The sequence below is a fragment of the Croceicoccus marinus genome, assembly GCF_001661675.2.
Taxonomy (GTDB): domain Bacteria; phylum Pseudomonadota; class Alphaproteobacteria; order Sphingomonadales; family Sphingomonadaceae; genus Croceicoccus; species Croceicoccus marinus.
In genome coordinates this window covers 1,762,624-1,779,897 of record NZ_CP019602.1, presented here as the reverse complement: position 1 = coordinate 1,779,897, position 17,274 = coordinate 1,762,624, and the positions used below count along the sequence as shown (strand labels likewise).

Below are 17,274 nucleotides of genomic sequence, written 5' to 3'. Positions count from 1 at the left end.
CAATACGGCACCGCGGGTTCATAAGGAAAATACATGTTCGACACCAAAACCGTATCGATTGAGTGGGGCGGAAAGACCCTCACCCTCGAAACCGGCCGCATTGCCCGTCAGGCTGACGGCGCCGTGCTGGCCACCTATGGCGAAACCGTGGTGCTTTGCGCCGTGACCGCCGCCAAGAGTGTGAAGGAAGGGCAGGACTTCTTCCCCCTTACCGTTCACTACCAGGAAAAATTCTCCTCGGCCGGCCGCATTCCCGGCGGCTTCTTCAAGCGCGAACGCGGCGCGACCGAGAAGGAAACCCTGACCAGCCGCCTGATCGATCGTCCGATCCGTCCGCTGTTCCCCGAAGGTTTCTACAACGAAATCAACGTCATCTGCCAGGTCCTGTCGTATGACGGCGAGACCGAGGCCGACATGGTCGCCATGATCGCCGCGTCCGCAGCGCTGACGATCTCGGGCGTGCCCTTCATGGGCCCGATCGGCGGCTGCCGCGTCGGCTTTGTCGATGGCGAATACACGCTCAACCCCAAGCAGGACGCCGCCCTCGAAGACGGCCGTCTCGATCTTGTCGTCGCCGCCACGCAGGAAGCTGTGATGATGGTGGAATCGGAAGCCAAGGAGCTGACCGAGGAAGAGATGCTGGGCGCCGTCATGTTCGCGCATGACGAATGCCGCAAGGTCATCGGCGCGATCATCGACCTCGCCGAGCAGGCTGCCAAGGAGCCTTGGGAGCTGAATCTGGCCGACGACAAGTCCGCCATGAAGGAAGAGCTGCGCGGCCTGATCGGCGGCGATATCGCTGCTGCCTACAAGCTGACCGACAAGTCGGCCCGTTCGAACGCGCTGAACGAAGCGCGTGCGAAGGCGAAGGCGCATTATGCCGAGGCCGATGGCCAGACGCAGATGACCGCCGGCAAGCAGATGAAGAAGCTGGAAGCCGAAATCGTGCGTACCGCCATCCTCAAGGAAGGCGCGCGCATCGACGGACGCAAGCTGGACCAGGTTCGCCCGATCGAGGCGATTGCCGGCTTCCTGCCGCGCACCCACGGTTCGGCGCTGTTCACGCGCGGTGAGACGCAGGCGATCTGCACCACCACGCTGGGGACCAAGGAATCGGAGCAGATGATCGACGGGCTGGAAGGCCTGAGCTATTCGAACTTCATGCTGCACTACAACTTCCCGCCCTATTCGGTTGGTGAAGTTGGCCGGTTCGGCGCTCCGGGTCGCCGCGAGATCGGACACGGCAAGCTGGCATGGCGTGCGCTGCATCCCGTGCTGCCGTCGAAGGAAGATTTCCCCTACACCATCCGCATCCTGTCGGACATCACCGAGTCGAATGGCTCGTCCTCGATGGCGACGGTCTGCGGCGGCTGTCTGTCGATGATGGACGCAGGCGTTCCGATCGAACGTCCGGTGTCGGGCATCGCGATGGGCCTGATTCTGGAAGGCGACGAGTTCGCCGTGCTGTCGGACATCCTCGGCGACGAGGATCACCTCGGTGACATGGACTTCAAGGTGGCCGGTACGGAAGCGGGCATCACCTCGCTCCAGATGGACATCAAGATTGCCGGCATCACCCAGGAAATCATGGCCAAGGCGCTTGAGCAGGCGAAGGCCGGCCGCGCGCATATCCTTGGCGAGATGACCAAGGCGCTGGGTTCGGCCCGCACCGAACTGTCGGCGCATGCTCCGCGTATCGAGACGATGCAGATCGACAAGTCGAAGATCCGCGACGTCATCGGAACCGGCGGCAAGGTGATCCGCGAGATCGTCGCCGAAACCGGCGCGAAGGTCGACATCGACGACGAGGGCATCATCAAGATCTCGTCCAGCGACGTTGCGCAGATCGAAGCGGCCCGCAAGTGGATCGAAGGCATCGTCGAAGAGGCGGAAGTCGGCAAGATCTACAACGGCAAGGTCGTGAACATCGTCGACTTCGGCGCATTCGTGAACTTCATGGGCGGCAAGGACGGTCTCGTCCACGTCTCCGAAATGAAGAATGAGCGCGTGGAAAAGCCGACCGACGTTGTGTCGGAAGGCCAGGAAGTGAAGGTCAAGGTCCTCGAGATCGACAACCGCGGCAAGGTTCGCCTGTCGATGCGCGTCGTCGACCAGGAAACCGGCGAAGAGCTGGAGGACACGCGTCCGGCCCGTGAACCCCGCGAGCCTCGTGGTGATCGCGGCGATCGCGGCGGTGACCGTCGTGGCCCGCGTGGCGGCGGCGATCGCGGTGGACGCGGCGGCGGCGGCGGTCGTGACCGCGGACCGCGTGGTCCGCGCGGCGACCGTGACGGCGGCGGCAGCAACGGCGAAGGCAAGGAAGGGGGCAACCCCGACCACATGCCCGCGTTCCTGAAGGACGACTGATCCGTTCACGGATTGCATGAAGAAAGGGGCCGCCGGAGCGATCCGGCGGCCTTTTTCGTGACGAGGAGAATGAACGATGCTGGCGCGCGAATTACTGGGCACGGCGCAAGTGCCGGGGGGCGAGGAGCTGCGGCTCTATTCACATGGCCGCGATTTCATGATCGTGCTTGGTCGTAACGAGCTGATGAGCACGCGCATGCGCGGATCGGAGGAAGCGCTGGCGGTGATGAGCCTGGAACGGCTTGCCAATGCGCGTGCGCCGCATCTGCTGATCGGCGGCTATGGCATGGGCTTTACCCTGCGCGCGGCGCTTGAGAATGCGCGGCCCAAGACGCAGATCACGGTCGTCGAACTGGTCCCCGAGATCATCGAATGGGCAAAAGGCCCGATGGCGGAACTGACGGGCGATGCGTTCGAAGATCTGCGCTTCACACTTCGCATGGGCGATGTCGCCGACGCGATCGCCGAACGTCCCGGCCGCTATGACGCGATCCTGCTCGACGTCGACAACGGGCCGGACGGGCTGGTTCGTGCAGATAACGACCGCATCTATTCCAACGCCGGGCTCGCCGCGGCGCGCCGCGCGCTTACCCCTGAAGGGGTGCTGGCCATCTGGTCCGCCGCACCCGACCCGCGCTTCACCCGGCAGCTTGAGCGCGCGCGTTTCACTGTCGATGCGGTCGAGGTCAGCGCCCGCTATGACGCGCAGGGCAGGGGGAAGGGCCCCAAGCATACGATCTGGTTCTGCAGGCCATCCTGAGGGGGCCTGGATCGGCTTGAGCGCCGGCGATGTTCCCTTATTGCGGGAATGACATCGCCCGCTCTGCCGCTAGCCCTGCATTCGCTGTCAGGAAAAAAGGCCCGCCGGAACGAACCGGCGGGCCTTTCAATATCGTCTGCTCTGTCCCGCGCAGCCTTAGCGCACGCGCGGACCGCCGAACGGAAGCGGCGGAGGTGGACGGCGCGCGCCGCGCGGCAGCTGTGCCTGATAGGCCCGGCCGCAATGTTCGACGCAATAGGGGAAGCCGGGGTTCACCTTATCGCCGCAGAAATGGAAGTCGGGCTCGCCCGGATGCCCCATCGGCCAGCGGCAGATCCGGTCGTTCAGATCGAGCAGGCTCGTCTTGTTGGCAATTTCAGGTGCGGGCTTGGCGGGCACCAGGCGGCGCGGCGGTGCGGGCGGGATCGGCGATTGCTGGTCGCCGGGACCCTGGCGCAAGAAGCCGCCCGGCCCGACCGATACGATGCGCGGCTGGTTGCCCGAGGGCTGGGCCGGCCGCTGTTCCGGCGCTGCTGCGGCAGCGGGTGCCGGACGCGGCGCAGGTGCCGGGGCGGGTGGAGGCGCTGCCGTGCGGGCGGGTTCTGCCTTGGGCTCGCTCGTCTCCGGCTTCTTGAGCACAGGCTTGGGCTTTGCCTTGACCGCAGCCTTCTCCTTCACCGGAGAAGGACGTGCCTTCAGCCCCAGGCGATGCGCCTTGCCGATCACCGCGTTACGGCTGACCCCGCCGAGTTCCTCGGCAATCTGACTGGCTGTCGAGCCGCTTTCCCACATCTTGGTAAGCTTCTCGATCCGTTCGTCGGTCCAGCTCATGCGTTCTCCAAAAAAATCAATCCTGCGCAACCGGCGGATTTCATGCCGCCCGATTACGGCCACGGGCTTGTTCCGCAGCCTGCGCTTGCCATATCGATTGCCCGTCATTAGGCGAGCAGTTAATGAACGACCCCGTAAAAGAGACCGCCACCAATCCAGCTTTTCACCAGTTTGGAGAGCCAGTCATCGGCCGGGTCAACCGGCTGGGGCTGTGGACCCTCTATATTAAGGAAGTGCGCCGTTTCTTCAAGGTCCAGACGCAGACGATCTGGGCTCCGGCGATCACGACGTTACTGTATCTGGTGATATTTTCGGTCGCGCTGGGCCGCGGCGGCCGCGAAGTGCTGGGCGTCAACTTCACCACTTTCGTCGCGCCGGGCCTGATCGTGATGGGCATGATGCAGAATGCCTTCGCCAATGCCAGCTTCTCGCTACTGGGTGGCAAGATCCAGGGCACCATCATCGATTACCTTATGCCGCCGCTGTCGACGCTGGAACTGCTGACCGGCCTGGTGTGTGCCGCGGCGACGCGCGGTATCCTGGTCGGCCTGGCCGTCGGTCTGGCCGTCTGGCTCTATCCGGGTGCCGATCTCAGCCTTGCGCATCCCGTGGCGATCGCCTGGTTCGGCCTGATGGGTGTGATCCTGCTGTCGCTGATGGGCGTGCTGACCTCCATCTGGGCGGAGAAGTTCGACCATAACGCGGCGGTCACGAATTTCATCGTGGCGCCGCTGGCCCTGCTGTCCGGCACTTTCTATGTGATCGACAATCTGTCGCCGGTGTTCCAGACGATCAGCCGCTTCAATCCATTCTTCTACGTCATCTCCGGGTTCCGCTATGGCTTCCTGGTAGAGAGTGACATCGGTGAAAGCGGACATGCGGTGCTGTGGGCCGGGCTGGGGCTCGGCCTGTTGAACGTGGTCCTGTTTGTCGCGACCTATCTGGTACTGAAATCGGGCTGGAAGCTCAGGAGCTGATACCCGCGCCGCTCTGAAGAAGCGCCGGGCTTTGCCTGCCGGAGCGTCAGTGACGCAGGCTGCGGTGCAGCGTATAGCGCTCGTCGTCGAGGTCATACTCGCCGAACACCATGTCGATCGAGGGGTGGTCGATCGGTCCGCCAATACCATCCTCGACCAGGTTCTGCTGGCTGACATAGGCAATGTAGCTCGACTCCTCGTTCTCGGCGAAGAGGTGATAGAACGGCTGGTCGCGCGTTGGGCGCATCGCGCTGGGGATCGATTCGTACCATTCCTCGCTATTCGCGAAGACGGGATCGATATCAAAAACGACACCGCGGAAATCGTGCAGCCTGTGGCGCACGATATCGCCGATGGCGAAGCGCGCTTCGGCAATCTTTGGAACTGAAACTGTCCCTCCGGCTTGAGGCGAGAAGAACGAGGAGCGACTATCGAGCTCTGACGCGTCCTTGCGCGGGATGTTGCGAAAACTTCCTGGCATGATGGCAATATAGGTTTCGCGAAGCCAACCCACAAGCCGGACCGGAGGGTTAACCCCGAAACGCACAAATAGACCCTTGGCAACAGGCGAATCATCGGCTAACCGCGCGGCTTCGAAACGACCGGCGGGTGCGATTGCCCCGCCTGCAGTCCTCGCGGAGAGGTGGCAGAGAGGTCGAATGCGCCGCACTCGAAATGCGGTGTACGGGCAACCGTACCGTGGGTTCGAATCCCACCCTCTCCGCCACGCAGCTAAAACGCTGATATAAAAGAATAATATCACTCCTTGAGACCGCCACTCGCGCCCATTTCGGGGTGTGTTCCGGTGCGCGGAGACGGCGACATTCAGCCTTTCCGGCCAGAATGCCCGATTTTTCTCCAAGGCCCAATTTCGCAGTACGGAACTCAGATTGGCGCGGGCCTCTGCAAGTGAGCAAAGGACCAACAAGAGACGGCGCCGAAGCGCCGTCATGGTCTGCCTGCTGATGCTGTTGGTCAGAGCTTGAACATCGCGAGTTGTTCATCCCAATCGATCGGCAGCTCGGCGCTGCGCAGCGAGATAGCATTGACCGATGTGGGCTGGGTGCCTGCGAGGATCGCTTCGGTCAGTTGCGGTGCGAGGAAGTTCAGGCGGACAATCCGCGACACCCAGGAATCGTTGATCTTCTCGCTGCGTGCGATGGTTGCGATGTCGGTGCGTCCGTCCTGCAATTGCGTCCACCAGTTGCGGGCCTTGGTGAGAAGCTCGATCAGTCCCTGATCGGGTTCGCCTTGGGTGATTGTTCTTCCATCGCGCTGCACCAGCTTCAAGGCCCGCCCGGTTCGGGTCAGCCGCATCGGCTCGGTCAATTCGACTTCCACCTTGGCGGTCGGGTTCGTATCGACCCCGAGTGCCGTGCATAGTGCCGGGACCGAGATGGTGATGCTTACCTGCCGCGCGGCGATAGTCACTGCGGCGATCAACGAACGTATCGTCTTGTGATGACGGCGGCGGATGAGCGTTGCGGTGGTATTGGCCGTAGCCAGCATGGCGGGCAGCCGGTCGCTCTCGAGCGGGAGGGCAGCGCTGGTTAGCAGCGCGAGTGGATCATCGATTGCGCCCGCGAGCATGTTGATGACGGCGGCTTCGATCTCAAGCGCTGGGATACGCATGCCGTTGGGGTCATCATGACCCGGTGCGTGCTGGAGTGCCCGGCTGACATAATAGCGGTAGCTCTGCGCCTTCTTGACCGCATGGGTAGCGACCAGTGGCTGGCCTTGCTCATCCTGGATCCGTCCCGCCAGCAGGCTTGCGTTGCGGATGCGCTTGCCGGCTTCCTCGCCCTGCCGCTGATCGGCGAACTTCGCCTGCACCGCTTTCCAGATGTCGGGGGCGACGATCGCATCATGTCTGCCGTCGTAGCTTGTGCCATTGTGTGCGATCCTGCCGATATAGATCGGGTTCGATAGCAGCCGGTAGAGCTGCCCGCGGGTAAACGGGATGCCGCCGCTCTTGCGTCCCGTGGTGGCGAAGCGTTCGGGGACGATGATGCCCTGATCATCGAGTTCGGCCGTTACCTCCCGCACATTGCCGAGCGCGAGGTAACGGTCGAACACATGACGGACGACGCGGGCATGCTCCTCGACAATCGCGAGGCTGCGGCCCTCGGGGCGATAGCCGAGCGGGGGATTACCACCCATCCACATGCCCTTGGCCTTGGAGGCCGCGATCTTGTCGCGGATGCGTTCAGCCGTGACCTCGCGCTCGAACTGCGCGAAGGAGAGCAGCATGTTGAGGGTCAGCCGCCTCATAGAGGTGGTGGTATTGAACGACTGGGTGACAGAGACAAAGCTGGTATCGTTGGCATCGAAGGTTTCGACCAGCTTCGAGAAATCCAGCAGCGAGCGCGTCAGCCGGTCAACCTTGTAGACGACCACGATGTCGATCGTGCCCGCTTCGATATCGGCGAGCAGGCGCTGCAGGGCAGGGCGCTCGAGCGTTCCGCCCGATAATCCGCCATCATCGTACTCGTCCTTCAGCAGCGACCAGCGACGCGGGTGTTCCCACCAAGATCCAAATCCTCACCTGAGGCATCATCTGCTGGAGGGCAAACCGGTCACGACACCTCCCGTCACCGCCCGATGTTCATAATGACGACTTCACCTGGCTTGCGTTTAGGCACGAGGACCTGAGTGACAGAGGCTTCGATCCAGTCTCCGTCGATCGGTCTTCGAGCACCATTGGGACGACCATGCCGGTCGTAGGCAGACCGGCCACCCGCGTGTCAGTCTTGCGGTGGGCAAGAGATACCCACAGACGCTCGCCCTTTGGGTACCAACCGCGTTCACGTTTAAGGCCATTAACAGCAACTTTCATATTCCCTCGGTAGTTTTCTTAACCAGTGCGCCGCTAGGAGCGCCCCTCAAGTTAATGAAGCTTGTTCAGTGTGGGGTGCAGAGTGATTAACGGAAATAAAACGATTGCATTGGTGGGTTCGCTGCTGGGTTCGGTGTCCATGGTCAGCATGACCGCGCACGCAGATCCGGCCGTCTTTTTCAACGATGACCTCAATGCTGGTCTCAGACGTTCCTCGATACGGCAGTTGCCGCAGATGCTGCTTACAATGCGGCTAATCCGTCCAGTCCCACGCAGACATCGTTGATTTTCAAATACGACCTGTCGGTAATCTCGGGCTATCGCTTTTCTGTTACGGACACGACCGCTGTCGAAACGATCTACGTTCAGACGCTGCGCGCTGGAAGCAGTGCAATGAACACCGGAACCGGTGACGAAGGAGGCGATGGCTTCACCAACTGGAGCGTGAGCTACCCGTCAGGTGATTTTGCCGGTGCTGTTAGTGCCGGTTACGAGCTCTCGTTCTTTTCGGACGCCTCCTATACCACACCCTACCTGATCAATGCGGTTGGCCTCAACGTGTCGAACTGGGGAACCTGTTGCACCGTGAACAATACAACGCCTGACGGAAGTCTGGCGAATTCGTCTCAAATCTACATGCTGTTCGATGGTTCGACGCCATTGCTGGTGGGAGGCATCGATACTGCCATCGGCGGTGAAGAGCACTTCGTCGCCGCGATCGACGATCGTAACGCCTTCAGCAGCGTGACGATGGTGCCAAACGGCACCGGCGAAGCTTTCGGCGCCGGCGGCCAGCTGGTTTTTTCAACCCTGGCGCTCAACAGCGTCCCGGCAGGATCATCCGTGGTTACGGTTGGGTCGAAGATTAGCTCGGGCGACACCGTCACGCCTAGTGATATCGATGATGGTGCTTACTCACCAACTTTGGATGGCGGAACGGTGGAGTTCACCGGAGATGGAGACGTTTCCAACGATCTTCAGGTTGCGAGCGGAGGAACGCTAAACACCCACGACTTCGATGTGGAGCTATCAGGCGACATTACCGGAACAAATGCTGGTCCGCTCGTCAAAACCGGCTCGGGGAGCCTGCTCCTATCCGGTGCAAACAGCTTTGATGGCGGATATGAGATTCAAGGCGGCACGCTGATCGGCTCGACCACCTCGCTCACCGGCGACGTGCTCAACAATGCCGATCTCGTGATCGACCAGGACACCGACGGCAGTTTCGGCGGCGATGTCTCGGGCAGCGGTTCGCTGACCAAGGACGGCGCGGGCACCGTCACGCTGACCGGCACGAACAGCTATACCGGCGGCACCACGATCGCAGACGGCACGCTGATCGCCGCCACTGCAGGCGCACTGGCACCCAATGGCAATGTCACGGTGACAGGCGGTACGGTAATGCTCGGCGCAGATCAGACCATCGGGACCCTCGGTGGCAGTGGAGCCGTAAACCTCGGCGCCTCGACGCTGACCGTCAATGCGACAGGCGGGACAACCCGCTTTGACGGATCAATTAGTTCCACCGTCGAGGAACTGGATTATATCGGCTCGTGGCAGGTGGGTGACGGCCCCCTCTGGACCACGACGCCTGCCGTCGTGACCGCGCAGGAAGCTGCAGCGCAATTGTTCGGCGGCGTGGCTTCCGACTATTCGATTTCCAGCGTGTCCTCCAGCCCTGATGAGGTTGATTACATGGCTTGGGGTTCGGGTTACGCCGGCTTTAACACCTCGGCACCGGTAGCGCAGGATTATTCGGCTGATGCGGGTGCGCCCGGCTACGAGAGTTCCGGCGATTTTTCGGCTTATGTGCGCGATTGGTCCGTGACCCGAGTGAACTACGCCTTCGCGACGGTCGCGGCCGACCTTGGCGGCGGCCTCACCAAGACAGGTGCGGGCACCCAGATTCTGGGCGGAGCTAACACCTATTCCGGCACCACGCTGGTGCAGGAAGGGACGCTGGGCCTAGATGGCGGTTCCGCCATCCTCGACACGGGCTCGGTGCAGATCGCCGCCGCGGGAACGCTGCAGGTCATCGCCGACGAGACTATCGGCAGCTTGTCGGGCTCAGGTGAGGTAATTCTTGACGCTGCCCTCACCACTGGCGGCAATGATGCCAGCACAACCTATGCAGGTGCGATCTCCGGCGTCGGCTCGCTCATCAAGGCAGGTTCGGGCAACCTTACCCTCACCGGCACCAACAGCTACACCGGCGGCACGACTGTTGCTGGCGGCACGCTGATCGGCTCGACCACCTCGCTTACCGGCGATGTGCTCAACAATGCCGATCTCGTGATCGACCAGGACACCGACGGGAGTTTCGGCGGCGATGTCTCGGGCACCGGCACCTTCACCAAGGACGGTACCGGCGCGGTCACGCTGACCGGCACCAACAGTTACACCGGCGGCACGACTGTTGCTGGCGGCACGCTGATCGGCTCGACCACCTCGCTCACCGGCGACGTGCTCAACAATGCCGATCTCGTGATCGACCAGAACACCGACGGCAGTTTCGGCGGCGATGTCTCGGGCACCGGCACCTTCACCAAGAACGGCACCGGCGCGGTTACGCTGACCGGCACCAACAGCTACACCGGCGGCACGACTGTTGCTGGCGGCACGCTGATCGGCTCGACCACCTCGCTTACCGGCGATGTGCTCAACAATGCCGATCTCGTGATCGACCAGGACACCGACGGGAGTTTCGGCGGCGATGTCTCGGGCACCGGCACCTTCACCAAGGACGGTACCGGCGCGGTTACCCTCACCGGCACCAACAGCTACACCGGCGGCACCACCGTTGCTGGCGGCACGCTGATCGGCTCGACCACCTCGCTCACCGGCGACGTGCTCAACAATGCCGATCTCGTGATCGACCAGAACACCGACGGCAGCTTCGGCGGCGATGTCTCGGGCACCGGCACCTTCACCAAGGACGGCACCGGCGCGGTCACGCTGACCGGCACCAACAGCTACACCGGCGGCACGACTGTTGCTGGCGGCACGCTGATCGGCTCGACCACCTCGCTTACCGGCGACGTGCTCAACAATGCCGATCTCGTGATCGACCAGAACACCGACGGCAGCTTCGGCGGCGATGTTTCGGGTACCGGCACCTTCACCAAGGACGGCACCGGCGCGGTCACGCTCACCGGCACCAACAGCTACACCGGCGGCACCACCGTTGCTGGCGGCACGCTGATCGGCTCGACCACCTCGCTCACCGGCGACGTGCTCAACAATGCCGATCTCGTGATCGACCAGAACACCGACGGCAGCTTCGGCGGCGATGTCTCGGGCACCGGCACCTTCACCAAGGACGGCACCGGCGCGGTCACGCTGACCGGCACCAACAGCTACACCGGCGGCACGACTGTTGCTGGCGGCACGCTGATCGGCTCGACCACCTCGCTTACCGGCGACGTGCTCAACAATGCCGATCTCGTGATCGACCAGGACACCGACGGGAGTTTCGGCGGCGATGTCTCGGGCACCGGCACCTTCACCAAGGACGGCACCGGCGCGGTCACGCTGACCGGCACCAACAGCTACACCGGCGGCACGACTGTTGCTGGCGGCACGCTGATTGTCGACGGTTACCTCGGCGGCTCGCTTGTAACTTTGCAAGAAGCCACACGTCTTTCCGGCGTCGGCGTCGTGGGCGGCATCTCTGCAATGTCGGGATCGACTGTGGCACCTGCGGGCGATGCGATCGGCACCCTGATGATTGATGGCGACATTTCATTCGCCAGTGGCTCGACGCTCGAGATCAACGCCAATGCTGATGGACAGGCAGATCGTCTCGCGGCAACCGGCGCCGTCACCCTCTCGGGCGGCACTGTGCAGGTTTTCGCAGCGGATGGTACTTACGCTCCGCAGACGGAATACACGATCGTCACCGGCTCGTCGGTGGAGGGAAGCTTCGATGGCGTCGAAACCGATCTCGCCTTCCTGATGCCGACGTTGTCCTATGGCAGCAACGGCGTAGATCTGACGCTTACCCGTAACGATGTTGACTTCGCTGATATTGCGGCAACCGGCAATCAGTCCGAAGTAGGCAGCGCTATCAACGCGGCGTTCGCGGCCGAAAGCGCTTTGTATTATGACGTCGTAGGCCAGTCGGCGAAGGGCGCGCAAGATATCTTCGACAATCTTTCCGGCGAAGTGCACGCAAGCGTCGCCAATGCACTTGTGCAGGACAGCGACCGGACACGCCGCGCGATTCTGGGCCGAATGGATACACCGCGCTTCAAGGGTCCCAACCTCTGGTTGCAGGCCATCGGTGCGCGTGATGAATGGTCGAGCGATCAGAATGCCGCTGGCTATGATCGCAACTCGGCGGGCATGCTAGGCGGGCTCGATTTTCAATCCGGCAATTCGACGTTCGGCGCAGCTGTCGGTTATACCGACGGTGAAATGGACATCGCCCAACGCTTTTCGAATGCGTCCATCGAGGGGCTGCATGCAGGGGTCTATGCAGGCACCACGCTGGGGCCGGTCAGATTGTCGGCCGGTGGGCAATATGCCAGGTATGATGTCGAAACCGAGCGGGACCTGGTCCTGCCTACGATCGACCAATCCGTGTCTGCCAAATACGATGCCGAAACCTTTGGAGCTTTTGCCCGTGCAGGCGTTCGCATCCCGCTGGGTAATGGCGCCCTGGAGCCGTTTATGGGCGTGAACTGGACCCGTTTCGATCGTGGGCAGTTTGCGGAGAACGGCGGAACGCTCGGGTTGAATGCAGAAAATGAGAAGGCGGACTGGACCTTCGGTTCGATTGGCTTCAAATCCACCATTCCGCTCGATTCTGCAGCCCGCTTCTCCGCGAGCATGTCAGGCGAATGGCAACATGCGCTGGGTGACCACGAGACCGGAGCTACCCTTGCATTTGCACCAGGTGATCCGGCCTTCATTATCGCTGGCGCACCGCTTGCCAAGGACGCCGCACTGGTCGATCTTGCGCTTAGCTACAGAGTATCGGACCGCGTGACGACTGGGCTTGGCTATAGTGGTACGATTGCCGACTACGGCATGACCAATGCTGCAAGGGCGAACCTGTCCATCAGCTTCTAAATTGAGAAACATAAGAGGCGAGCGGGAAATGCCGCTCGCCTCCATCACTATGTGCATGTCTAGTGCGTCTGGTCGATTGTTGCGCCGGCCGTAGCCCTAACGTCGGGCGCCGAGGTTCAGATGCCCGCGACGCTCCATTGCAATGAGCAGGCTTGAAATAAGCGCTCAAGCACTTGCCGCAAAAGCGGTCCGTTGCTTTCCTTCTGGAACAGTGACTATGGCGAGCGCTGTACGCCCACTCGCACGCAAATCTCATTCCCCATAGACTGAAGTAGCCGCTCGCCCGTCTGAAATTCTCGTTCCCCGGGGCGGGCTTTCTCAAATCCACAGCTCATCCGCATCGATTTCGCAATGATTGCCTGATCCCCACAGATAAGGATCCGTTTCACCCCCTTCGGGATCGTAGGGCGCTGGCATCTCAGGCGGCCATGCCAGGCTGACAGGAAATGATGCTCTCTGGCGAACCCATGCAAGCAGCTGTGATAATGCGCCAGCCTGATCGTCGTGGCGCCCGTTGGGGAACGACAGGAGCTCGGAGGTAAAATCGGCAAGCCACGGCGGGTCAGAAGGGAGATAGAGCTACCCGGCCTCAACCATGGGAGAAAGTCCTGATACTCGGGTAAGCTTGTCACCTTCAGGGTTGCAGCCAATAGGCCGGGCGGTGCCTGAACGGTCTGCGCGTAGCTCCTGCAGCAGCTGCTGGCCGGAGGCCTTGTCCTCGATCAGAATAGCCTTGGGCTTGAAGCGTGTGACCAGCCCGATTGCCTTGCGCTTGAGTTCAGGGAATTCGACACGCCCGCGCCAGACATCGAGGATGAACAGGTCGCCTCCATAGACCCCCGCGGTAACGCAGGCCGACCAATCGTTGGCAGGGCCGGTCTTTATCGCCGTGTCCCAGGACTGTACTATCACTCCGTAATTCCGGTCCGTGGCATCGGGATCGTAGGTGGCGAGCCAATTTGCCTTGAATACATTACCATGAGTCGGGACCGGATCCTGCTGATACTGGGCGTTAAAGGATGCTGAACCCATCGAAGCCCGTACCTCTTCAAGTACGGCAAGCGGTTCACGCGCCGGGTGCAGGACCTCTCCTGCACGGCGATGATGACTTCGGCCACGCGTGAGCGGGATAACCTCGGCATCGATTGCAATCGCAGGCAGCGAGAGGTGGTCGTATGTCGCGGTCTCCAGAAGCAGGCCGGACAGGTCGAGCTGGTGCAGCCGCTGCATCAAACAGAGTATGGCGCCGGAAGACTTGTCGTTCAGGCGTGATGACAGCGTAGACTGGAGCCAGTTATCGACGTTCTGTCGCGTAGTCTCCCAGTTCGCCTCCTCGGGTTTGATCACGTCATCCAGGATTATGATGTCACCTCCGCGGCCAGTGAGCGTACCGGTGATCGACGTTGCGAAGCGTCCGCCGCCGCGTGTGGTCTCGAAGTCGCAGTTGGCGGAGCGCTTGCGCGATATGCGGTGGCCGGAAACAGCTGCTGGTACCAGTCAGACTGCATGATCGACAGGCAGTCGCGCGCGAGCTTTCCTGAGAGCTCGTTCGAGTAGCTGACGCAGACGAAGTTGAGCGTCGGGTTGCGGCCAAGCAGGAACGCGACCCGGATGATCGACACCAGCTTGGACTTGCCGTTGCGCGGGGGCAGATTGAGAAGGAGGCGGCGGCGATCTCCCGCCGCCACGCGCTCCATCTGGTAGGCTATCGCATCAAGGTGCCAGTTTCACTGAACAGGATCTCCGCCGGTCACCTCCGGCCATGCTCGCATGAGGAACGCTGGAAACGACCGTTGCTGCAGCTTGCGTAGCAGTAGAACCGTATTGTCGGGAAGAATGCTCTCAGGCATTGCCATCCCCGCCCGGAGCAGATCAATAATATCCTCGGGCAGGTCTGAACGGCGGGTGGAGTGCAGCTCTTCAACAAGCTGTTTCCTTGTCGCACCCCGTTTCTGGATCGACTACGGGACTCCACTTCCGGATCGAGCAGATCGGTGAAGGCGGTAAGGGACTCGGCTGGCAGGAGCGGAGGATCAATTTTGCCAATCACCTCTATCCAGTCCTCGCCAACCATGCGGTGCCCGAGCTTGCTCGTGTAGACCATCATGCGCGGCGTGATACGAAGGTGAGAAAAGTCGAACAGGGTCGTCGTCTCGCTGATATAGCGCAGAAGTTCGCTGCTCGTTCAACGCAAATTCCCTGCTTCCGGTTTAGGGAATTCAGCCCGTGTTTGGCAGATTTCCGCGGCCGCTCGAATATGTATCTGCTTAAATCCGCGGAAATTGCCTGCAGATACCCTGCCGAGCAGGGAAAAAGACGTGGAGGGAGGTTCGCAGCAGTCCGGTTCCTCCGCCACTCGCCTGCTGGGGCGACCACTGCGCCATGCCTTGTCATGCCGTTCTCGCTTGCGAATATTTTTTGACGTCGATGATCGTAGCGGCGACAACGTGCGTGCTACCGGTCGCGGACCAGTGTCCGAACGATAACCACCACGAACGCAAAAGACGCGACCAAACCTGCCGGGTCTTTCATTCGTTATCGTTTAATTATGTCGCGACCGATCCGTGGTCAGCGGCAGCGAAACGGGACATACCCGATCCTAGGCAGACAGCATCGCAGAACCGTTGCCAGCCTTGTCCTCGCCGTACAGCCTCCTGCGGAACCGCCTCTTGATCAGATGGTCCTCCAGGATCCGGCCACCGATATATAGCGCCACGAAGATCGCCGCGAACACATAGGCGGGCGTGGGGGACGGTCCTTCGTCCTCCTCCTCGGCTTCATCGGCGTCCGGAAGTTCGGGGGCGGGCGCACCCAGCGCCTTGTCGATCGCATGTTGCGGCAGGTCGCGCGCCTCGTCCTTCTTCGACTTGTCTTCGGTATCGGATCCCGTGCTTGCCTCGGAAGAGGCCTTTTGATGGTCGGCGACCATCACCGTCACCTGCGCGATGGCGAGAAACAGAAGCGGCGCCAGGAAGCAGTACAACAGGGCACGGCTGGCCATCCGATAGCGCAGGATCGCGCCGCTCGGCTGCTGATCTATGTGGAGCACGCCGCGGTCGAAAATCGACATCTTGTCCTGCGCTTCCTGGTCCTTCTTGAGGAAGGTCAGCGTCTCGCCCGATCTTTCATGGGTCGTACCGCTCGTCCTGAACAGCGGCATGAGCCTGTCGAACGCCTCGTCATGCGTCTGATTCGGGGGTAGCGGCATACTGCCGCGGATATGCCAGATCGGTTCAAGGAAACGCAGGTTCACAGTCCATCCCAGTCAATGTTCGATGGCGTCCAAGTGGGGCGCCATGCGATCGCTACTTCGAACAATCCAGACCGTCAGGTGCCCGCGAAGCATATTCGCGGGCACCTTTCAGGATCGGGCGACGGTCCCGCCTCACTCGGCCGGGACGGCGGTTGGCTCTTCCGCCGGCTGCTCCGAGCGGCCGGCGCGCGCCTTCATCGATTTCCACGCCTCGGTGAAAGGATACACCATCGTCTCGCGGATCGACATCGGGCGGCCGCCTTCCATGCCCAGCAGTTCCGCCTCGCCATCAACGCAGGTGCCGAACATGCGGTCGAAGATGATCCAGGTCGCCGAATAATTGCTGCGGCTCGCCTCGTAATCCTGCGAGTGGTGGACGCTGTGATGCTCGGTCGTGTTGAACAGGAAGCGCCACCAGCGCGGGGTGTTGAAGCGCACGTTGATGTGCTGATAGATCGACACCGTCAGGCCCAGCGTGCCCGCCAGCAGGAAAGCACGCGGCAGGAAATCGAAGAAGCCGCCGATGCCCAGGCCGATCAGGAACAGCTCGATCGGATTGCCGACCGCGCCCTTGTTGATGTTGAGCTGGGTGATGTAGTGATGCGGCGCATGGGTCAGCCACAGCGGGTACCAGTTATGCATCCCGCGATGCATCCAGTACTGGCCGAAGTCGAAGATCATCGAGATCATGATCGCCTGCAGCAGCAGCGGCATGGCCATGAACCAGTTGAACTTCTCCCACGCGAACGAATCCTGGACGAAGCCGATGACGACACCGGCGCCGATGAAGCTTTCGATCATGTTGATCACGGTATAACCGATGCCGACATAGAACAGGTCGGTGGCCAGTTCCTTCCAGGTCAGCCGCCAGCTGTCATGGCGCGGGTTAACCCATTCCAGCGACAGCAGCAGGATCTTGAACCCGATGCCGATGCCGATCGCGGTGGATGCCGTCGCGATCGAATTGGGCGCGTAATACCAGAATGCCACCAGTGCTAGCAGCATGGTGGGCTGGAACCAGGTGAAGACAAAGCGCTTGACCGGGCCGCCTTCGACCTTGGGAATGTTTTCCCAACCGACGGTGACCGGCGCATCAGCGCCGATGATCCTGTTACCTACGCGAGTTCCGTTCATGTCGCCCCTTCGGTTGTGTCGGCTAGAATGATCCTGTCGGCCT

General features: G+C 61.6%; 11 protein-coding genes, 1 tRNA gene and 1 pseudogene. 5 read left to right on the top strand and 8 right to left on the bottom strand.

The genetic code is table 11. The features are described 5' to 3' along the window. The first annotated feature begins 33 nt into the window (after positions 1–33). A complete protein-coding gene (pnp, locus tag A9D14_RS08350; RefSeq protein WP_066845204.1) occupies positions 34–2,367 on the top strand; it encodes a polyribonucleotide nucleotidyltransferase in 2,334 nt (777 codons plus the stop codon). A 76-nt stretch (positions 2,368–2,443) separates the two neighbouring features. Beyond that, positions 2,444–3,127 (top strand): spermine/spermidine synthase domain-containing protein, encoded by a 684-nt coding sequence (locus tag A9D14_RS08345; RefSeq protein ID WP_066845201.1) that lies wholly within the window; start codon positions 2,444–2,446, stop codon positions 3,125–3,127. A 156-nt stretch (positions 3,128–3,283) separates the two neighbouring features. Here the strand turns inward: A9D14_RS08345 and A9D14_RS08340 are convergent, their stop codons facing one another. Beyond that, positions 3,284–3,958, bottom strand: coding sequence for a GcrA family cell cycle regulator (locus A9D14_RS08340; RefSeq protein ID WP_066848644.1), 675 nt, complete (start codon positions 3,956–3,958; stop codon positions 3,284–3,286). A 122-nt stretch (positions 3,959–4,080) separates the two neighbouring features. Between A9D14_RS08340 and A9D14_RS08335 the strand changes: the two genes are divergently transcribed. Then, positions 4,081–4,935: an ABC transporter permease gene (locus tag A9D14_RS08335; RefSeq protein WP_066845200.1), complete on the top strand. Its 855-nt coding sequence runs from the start codon at positions 4,081–4,083 to the stop codon at positions 4,933–4,935. 46 nt (positions 4,936–4,981) lie between these two features. On the opposite strand, the gene hspQ is transcribed toward A9D14_RS08335, so the two are convergent. Continuing rightward, the gene (gene hspQ / locus A9D14_RS08330; protein WP_066848642.1) at positions 4,982–5,416 is read right to left on the bottom strand and encodes a heat shock protein HspQ; all 435 of its coding nucleotides are present in this window, start codon (positions 5,414–5,416) and stop codon (positions 4,982–4,984) included. Positions 5,417–5,572: 156 nt separating this feature from the next. Between hspQ and A9D14_RS08325 the strand changes: the two genes are divergently transcribed. After that, positions 5,573–5,662 (top strand) — tRNA-Ser (locus A9D14_RS08325). A gap of 248 nt (positions 5,663–5,910) precedes the next feature. Here the strand turns inward: A9D14_RS08325 and A9D14_RS08320 are convergent. Both A9D14_RS08320 and A9D14_RS20020 read right to left on the bottom strand, forming a co-directional pair. After that, entirely contained in the window at positions 5,911–7,434 is a 1,524-nt protein-coding gene (locus A9D14_RS08320; RefSeq protein WP_232468903.1) for a recombinase family protein, read from the bottom strand. A 104-nt stretch (positions 7,435–7,538) separates the two neighbouring features. Continuing rightward, a pseudogene (locus A9D14_RS20020) lies at positions 7,539–7,729 on the bottom strand (IS630 family transposase); the annotation flags it as partial. Positions 7,730–8,053: 324 nt separating this feature from the next. Between A9D14_RS20020 and A9D14_RS08315 the strand changes: the two are divergent. Beyond that, the gene (locus A9D14_RS08315) at positions 8,054–12,844 is read left to right on the top strand and encodes an autotransporter-associated beta strand repeat-containing protein (RefSeq protein ID WP_066845193.1); all 4,791 of its coding nucleotides are present in this window, start codon (positions 8,054–8,056) and stop codon (positions 12,842–12,844) included. 579 nt (positions 12,845–13,423) lie between these two features. Here the strand turns inward: A9D14_RS08315 and A9D14_RS08310 are convergent. The 4 genes from A9D14_RS08310 to A9D14_RS08300 all read right to left on the bottom strand — a co-directional run bounded on the left by A9D14_RS08310 (position 13,424) and on the right by A9D14_RS08300 (position 17,231). Next, positions 13,424–14,191 carry a phage terminase large subunit family protein gene (locus A9D14_RS08310; protein WP_066845190.1) on the bottom strand — a complete coding sequence of 256 codons (768 nt, stop codon included), beginning with the start codon at positions 14,189–14,191 and terminating at the stop codon, positions 13,424–13,426. Between the two features lie 11 nt (positions 14,192–14,202). Next, on the bottom strand, positions 14,203–14,541 hold the full coding sequence (locus A9D14_RS19430) for a hypothetical protein (protein WP_066845188.1): 339 nt from the start codon (positions 14,539–14,541) through the stop codon (positions 14,203–14,205). 902 nt (positions 14,542–15,443) lie between these two features. Further along, entirely contained in the window at positions 15,444–16,052 is a 609-nt protein-coding gene (locus tag A9D14_RS08305; RefSeq protein ID WP_232468472.1) for a hypothetical protein, read from the bottom strand. A 177-nt stretch (positions 16,053–16,229) separates the two neighbouring features. Then, positions 16,230–17,231 (bottom strand): sterol desaturase family protein, encoded by a 1,002-nt coding sequence (locus A9D14_RS08300; protein ID WP_066845184.1) that lies wholly within the window; start codon positions 17,229–17,231, stop codon positions 16,230–16,232. Positions 17,232–17,274: the final 43 nt, after the last annotated feature.